The organism is Paenibacillus sp. 01T422 (assembly GCF_056398785.1).
Window position 1 is genome coordinate 1 of record NZ_JBFTQB010000341.1, and the last position, 6,212, is coordinate 6,212.

The window sequence follows — 6,212 nt, forward strand, 5'->3', positions numbered from 1 at the left end:
ATCAATATCTTCTTTCGGGGTCATGGATAAATGCGGTGCTCCCCCAATCCCGTCCACGCCCATCCTTAATGCTTCCTCGATCGCATCTACATCCATAGACATAAAGTTGTAAGGACACATCGGAAACAGCTGCAAAGTGAGGTAAGGGGCCAGTGCTTCTTTCGCTTCCAGCGCAGCTTCAATTGTACGTAAGGCAACTTCCCTCGAAACTCTCAGGTTAAAATCGAGATGTGTTCGAATACGTGTCGTGCCGAACGACAATGCTTGCATGGCTGAACGAATCATTCTTGATTTTATTTCCTGCTTGCTAAAAGAAGGAGATGCTTGCGAGTAATTTAGCACAGCTTCTTCTAACGTACCGCTTCGATTCTCAACAGTAGTTAAGGAAAATGCTTTGTCCAGATGCATGTGTGCATCCACAAAGCCCGGCAGCATGATTTTACCTTCCAAATCAATCATTGGCCTAGTGGGCTCTAGGAAAGCTTGCGTCGGATTCCACGTTTCCAAAGAAACAGCGCCAGGCGGGGCAGCATCTCCTTCTTGCTTGAGAATCTGTGTCCAAACCCCATCTCGAATCGATAGGCGAAACAAATGCCCCTCATCTTCCATAGGTAATCGAACGTTAATGAAATCCAAATTCGTAACAGAAGCCAATGCCGCCACCTCCTGAACATGTATTATTTCTTAGGCAAGAATTGCGTTGTGAACACCTTATCAATACTTTCAGCCGTTTTTAGCACACCAACATCAACTAATTGCTTCTGAACTTCCTCCCAGCGTTCCTTGGTCATGACGCCAGTTCCTTTGGTTACGGCATCACCGCCAAACACGAAATCCATTTCTTTTGCAGCACTAAATTTCATCATATCTAAGCCCATATCGGGGTTCTTTTGTTGAATGCTTGGGTTAATCTCCTCAGAATGGTCCTTATAGTAATCCCACCCTTTGACTGTGGCTTCCACGAAAGCTTTGACTTGATCCGGATGTTCAGCAATCATCTTCTCCGTTGTGAAGTAAACACCACCATAGATGTTATATCCGGAATCGGCGTTTAGCAGCGTGCCATACTCCACTTTTTGCTGATCAAGGGTGAAGGGTTCACTTGTCACATAACCTTGTGTGAGCGATGTTTTATCATTGACAAAATTGACTAATTGGCCTGTGTATTTCATTTCTTGCGCCGAGTCTAATTTGTATTTCTTCTTAATGAACTGCCAGAAACTCGCCGTTGAAGCCACATAGACTTTGTGCCCATTTAGATCAGCAAAATCTTTCACACCTGAATCTTTGTGATAAAACAAAGCTTGTGGACTCTTCTGCAGAGAGGTTGCGATCGCGACGACTGGAATTCCCTCTTGTCTTGCCACCAAAATATCATCGCCGTTAGCCATCCCGAATTGCGCTTTGCCTGAGGCAACAATCTGTGTAGATGACACCTGAGGTCCGCCTGGCATCAGCGTCATATCCAGGCCTTCGTCTTTGTAGTAACCTTTGGCTAATGCTGCAAAGTTCCCGCCATGCTCTGGCTCAGCGAACCAGTTGAGAACAACCGTCGCTGGAACGACAGCCTTCGGCGCCGTCGAAGCAGCTGTTGATGCGGCAGGAGCCGTGGAAGCCGCTGGCGCTGTGGAAGGTGATGCACTTGGCGATGATGAAACTGGGGTACTTCCACTTCCGCAGGCTGCAAGCATACTTGAGATCGCAATGAAGCTAACTGACAAGAGTACCGGGCGTTTGGCGACTAGCGGATTGGTATGATTGAATCGTTTCATTTGAACATCCCCTCCATATTTGGTTATCTCTACAAAGTACTTATCGACCTTTAGTCAAATATAGAATTGATCGTCTATGCGCGTCAACGAAGATACTAACGTTTTGTGTTTAATCACAATAAAAGTAAGTCTTTTTATTATATTTTCAAGAATCAGATCAATGACAAGCCATATTCACGCCTTAAAAACGAACATTGATTGCATTTATATGACACCAACTTTGACTCCCAATTCCCTCAACCAGCGGCGATAGGCAATGGAGAAACGGTCTACCTTGTGATTGAGCTCCACTTGTAAATCAAGCGGAAGCAGCTCAGGCTTCTGCGTTTCAATTACCTTCGCATCTTGATCGAAGACGATATCCTGAAAACGGATGAAATTCGCATCATCCACATCAAAGGCATAGTTACGTGATACCATCATGTGAACAATGCATTCTTCTGCGGCCACAGGGAGGACCGTCAGCATAATCCATAAGGTTTGGCCATTGCTCGGGTCTGCCTTGGATAACCGTGCGGATAAAGGACGATACACTTCTTTCATATAAACATAAGTCGTTCCTTCACTTTTATCCGAACCGGAATGGGCGACAGGCTGAAAAATCGGAATTTGCTCAATGTAAATTCGTTCCTTTTCCTTCACGACCTCGAAGTCAGGCAACTCCGCGTAGTCGGGATGTCCAAGCAAATTCTGGTGGACGAACATCAGATGGGCGAAATCTGTAAAATTCTCGATCACTCTCGTACCCGCTGCCGCCACCTTGTAAGGACCGCAAGGCAGTGGGCGGTAATCAGGATTGGCAAACTCTTCGAAATGCGGCAGCGGTGCTGTCGGCTCACCGATACACACCCAGATAAAACCGTATTTTTCTTCACAGTGATAAAGCTGGGCTTTGGCTCTTGGCGGGATTTTCTCCCCCTTGGGCTGTGCGGGAATACACACACATTGGCCGGAAGAATCATATTGCCAACCGTGGTAAGGGCAGACTAGCGCATCGTTTTGCACCCAGCCTCTGGAAAGCATCGCCCCGCGATGAACGCATAGGTCCTGCATGGCGTGAACCCCTTTGCTGGAACGATAAATTGCTACTCGTTCGCCCAAAATAATAACACCTGCAGGCTGCTCCTTCAGCTCTGACGCGAGGTACACCGCATGCCAATCATTTTCAAGAACGGGATCATGTAGACGTTGTAAGGCCATAACTATCATCCTCCTATAGAAATTATGAAATTAGACGAAAATGAGTTTATGAAAAAACTACTCGTTATCTGCGAAAACAGGATATTTCCCAGCTAATTTGGCACGCAGAATATTAACCCTCGCTTGTGCTCTCTGTAAAATCTCCTGCTCATCCACCCAGGTGCATACCCCTTGGTCTACAACCACATTGCCGCCGACGATGACGAGATCTACATCATTGCCGTTCGCGTTGTACACTAAGGCCGAAGAGGCGCGATGAACAGGGCTAATGTGTGCCTTCATCATATCTACGGTCACCAGGTCTGCCTTCTTGCCAGGCTCCAGACTGCCCAACTGATCGCTCCTTCCTACCGCTTTCGCGCCATTCACCGTCGCCATACGCAGCACATCCATCGGTGGCAGCAAAGTAGCATCCAGCTCATTCACCTTGTGCAGGCAGGCCGTAAACTTTAGAACCTCTAAGTTGTCTTGGCAGTTATTGCTGCCAGGACCGTCTGTCCCCAGCGCCACATTTATGCCCATGCGCAGCATTTCGGGCACTCGGGCCACGCCGGATGCTAGATACATATTGGACACTGGACAATGGATAACCGATGCACCTTGGTCACGAATCAGTGCCAACTCGCCGTCATCCAGCCAAACACCATGCACCACCTGTGTTTGCTCACCCAGAAGGCCAACTTCATTCAGGAGTTCCAAGTTGCGCAGCCCATAACGTGCCATCGTTGTATCGATTTGCTCGCTCGTTTCTGCTACATGTACATGTGAAATGAGATGGCGATCCCGGCTGAAAATCGCCGCTCGCTCCAGGTAGCCACGCGAGCAGCCATATAAATTCAGCGGTCCAAGTGCTATGCGAATTCGTCCTGAAGCTGCCCCTTCCCACTCGTCAAGCAAGCGGTCTGTAGCGCCAAAGATTTGCTCCTCAGTCTCCCGCAATCGGACTTCTCCTGCTAGGTCTGACCCGCCTCGGGCCAAATGCCCGCGAATACCAGAATCGACCATGGCTCGCAGCACACTCGCGTCATTCTCCGGGTAAGTATGGATATAATGATGGTCCATCATGTAGGTGGCGCCCGATTTCAAATTTTCAATACATCCAATCAATGCAGCTAAATAGAAATCTTCCGGTTCCATCGCCAAGCTCATCGGCCATATAATTTCCTTCAGCCACTGCGCAAGCGGGGAGTGATCGGAAACACCTCGCATGAACGTTTGAAACAAATGCGTATGCCCATTGATGATGCCTGGAATCACAACTTTCCCTGTTGCATCGTAAGCATACGTCGCTTGCACCTTCAGGTGATCCATGCTTCCATCTTCGTTCCAGGCCCCCACTTCCACGATGATATCGTGCTCCAGATAGACATAACCTGGTTTGAAAATCTGATTGGTGGCATTCATGGTCATAATCGTACCGTTGTAGATCAGTTTCTTGGACATTCGATTGCCGCCTCCTTCCGTACGTTAACTTTCATTACATGGTTTTAAAACTATTTATTTTGTGTTATGTTTATTAACACGATTATAGGAGCGGCAATCTTTTCCGTCAACGTCACTTGTAAATGAAAAACAAACAATATGTAACGTTTTTTAGTGTAATACAGGAAAACTAATTAACAATTTTTGATTTTCGGAGCTAATCGTGTTGTTTTTTCGCGAAAATATTATTTTTATAATCAAGTGTATATATTTTCTATGTAAGGAGTTGTATCCTAATGGAACTTCCGCATCTCGATCAGGTGGATCAAGAAATTATCAGGCTGCTGCATGAGAATGGCCGCCTTTCCTACGCCAAGATTGGCGAAATCCTCAATCTTTCACGTGTAGCTATTCAAAAACGAGTCGAAAACCTGATTGACAATGAAGTCATCGAGAACTTCACCATTCGTTTGAATGCAACAAAATTAGGAAAGGTCGTCAGCGCTTTTTTCGAAGTGGAGGTAGAGCCGCGTTTTGCCGAAGAGGTGGGCAATCAACTATCAGCTGATCCCAATGTCATCTCGATTTATCAAATGACAGGAACCAGTTCGCTGCATATGCATGCTCTGCTGAAGGATGAAACTGCGTTAGAGGCGTTTTTGTATCAAAACATCTACAAACTGACTGGCGTTGTTCGCGTGAATACGCAAGTGGTGATCAAGCGATTTAAGCAGGGGACAGGACTGGAGCTTTGAGCGTTACTCATTAACGCAAAAACTAACAAAAAAAACCGTCAGGGCTTCGAATCGCCCTGACGGTTTTTTGTTATAAATTCAAACGATACATCGCTTTATTCTCTAATCCGCGAATCATTGGCGTCCAGGCGTCCGTCTCCGGAGTGACTTGCAAAGTATCCTCGACCATCTGCAGCTTCGCATCCATCGAATCGATATAGTGCAAAGCAACAGCTTCGGGAATCTGCGGCAGCACAGGGCTTCCCCATTCCGGTAAATTATGATGCGAGAGCACGATATGCTGCAGACCGACAACCACGTCGGATTGCAAATCCAAGGCATGGTGCAAAGCCGCCTCCGTAATCCAATTCGACGCCATCGATATATGACCGAGCAGCTTACCCTGTACGCTGTACTCCGTCACAATGCCCAGCTGCGCAATCATTTCCTCGGGTTTCGCGATATCATGCAAGATGATGCCTGCTTTGATTAGATCCGGATTAAGAAATGGGCGCTGTTTACATATAAACTCGCCAATTTCCAGCATTCGCACAATGTGATAAGCTAGCCCCGCGAAATAGGCATGATGGTGCGTTTTGGCAGCAGGATAATGATTAAGCTTCTCCCCAACCTTCGCTACGCAAAAAGAAACAATCGATTTAATGTTTGGATGCTCAATGCTTTCCAACACGCCATTTATGGTATGAATAAGATCGACAGGACTAATAGGAGCCGACCGGATGAACTCAGTCATTTGTACGCCATCTTCCGGCAGCACCTTGCGAATTCTAGCAATCTTCACTTGCAATCTATCGCGATAGGTCTGAACGACCCCTTGAACCTTCACCAATGTCATTGGGAAAAAGGTTTCCTTATCAGCGGCGCTGACGTCMCACATTTTCGCCGAAATCTGCCCACTGGCGTCGCACAGCACAATATCCATGAAATCTTTAGCAGGCGTCGTGTTCGTTTGCTTAACTTCTAATTCTTTGATGAGATAATAACCAACAAATTCTTCTGGTGCTTGTAGCTGCTTAATTAATGTCATTTTAGTTCCTCCACATGTCATTAGGAACTATTATAC

General features: G+C 46.6%; 6 protein-coding genes. 1 reads left to right on the forward strand and 5 read right to left on the reverse strand.

Annotation, left to right across the window (positions count from 1 at the left end; translation table 11 throughout):
* From AC1DUA_RS19245 to AC1DUA_RS19260, 4 genes are all read right to left on the reverse strand, one after another.
* Nucleotides 1-654, reverse strand: a 654-nt coding sequence (locus tag AC1DUA_RS19245) for an amidohydrolase family protein (RefSeq protein ID WP_477501304.1), incomplete at its 3' end; no start/stop codon positions are given.
* 23 nt (nucleotides 655-677) lie between these two features.
* Complete coding sequence (locus tag AC1DUA_RS19250; protein WP_477501305.1) at nucleotides 678-1,772, reverse strand: ABC transporter substrate-binding protein; 1,095 nt, start codon at nucleotides 1,770-1,772, stop codon at nucleotides 678-680.
* 204 nt (nucleotides 1,773-1,976) lie between these two features.
* Nucleotides 1,977-2,972 carry an aromatic ring-hydroxylating dioxygenase subunit alpha gene (locus AC1DUA_RS19255; RefSeq protein WP_477501306.1) on the reverse strand — a complete coding sequence of 332 codons (996 nt, stop codon included), beginning with the start codon at nucleotides 2,970-2,972 and terminating at the stop codon, nucleotides 1,977-1,979.
* A gap of 57 nt (nucleotides 2,973-3,029) precedes the next feature.
* Nucleotides 3,030-4,415, reverse strand: a complete 1,386-nt coding sequence (locus AC1DUA_RS19260; RefSeq protein WP_477501307.1) for an amidohydrolase family protein — start codon at nucleotides 4,413-4,415, stop codon at nucleotides 3,030-3,032.
* Nucleotides 4,416-4,690: 275 nt separating this feature from the next.
* Between AC1DUA_RS19260 and AC1DUA_RS19265 the strand changes: the two genes are divergently transcribed.
* The gene (locus AC1DUA_RS19265) at nucleotides 4,691-5,149 is read left to right on the forward strand and encodes an Lrp/AsnC family transcriptional regulator (protein ID WP_477501308.1); all 459 of its coding nucleotides are present in this window, start codon (nucleotides 4,691-4,693) and stop codon (nucleotides 5,147-5,149) included.
* A 70-nt stretch (nucleotides 5,150-5,219) separates the two neighbouring features.
* On the opposite strand, the gene AC1DUA_RS19270 is transcribed toward AC1DUA_RS19265, so the two are convergent.
* Nucleotides 5,220-6,176 carry a 3'-5' exoribonuclease YhaM family protein gene (locus tag AC1DUA_RS19270; RefSeq protein ID WP_477501309.1) on the reverse strand — a complete coding sequence of 319 codons (957 nt, stop codon included), beginning with the start codon at nucleotides 6,174-6,176 and terminating at the stop codon, nucleotides 5,220-5,222.
* Nucleotides 6,177-6,212: the final 36 nt, after the last annotated feature.

Coding starts and splice junctions, on each gene's coding strand:
- AC1DUA_RS19265 (WP_477501308.1), top strand. CDS start 4,691: ATGGAACTTCCGCATCTCGATCAGGTGGATCAAGAAATTATCAGGCTG.
- AC1DUA_RS19255 (WP_477501306.1), bottom strand. CDS start 2,972: ATGGCCTTACAACGTCTACATGATCCCGTTCTTGAAAATGATTGGCAT.
- AC1DUA_RS19250 (WP_477501305.1), bottom strand. CDS start 1,772: ATGAAACGATTCAATCATACCAATCCGCTAGTCGCCAAACGCCCGGTA.
- AC1DUA_RS19260 (WP_477501307.1), bottom strand. CDS start 4,415: ATGTCCAAGAAACTGATCTACAACGGTACGATTATGACCATGAATGCC.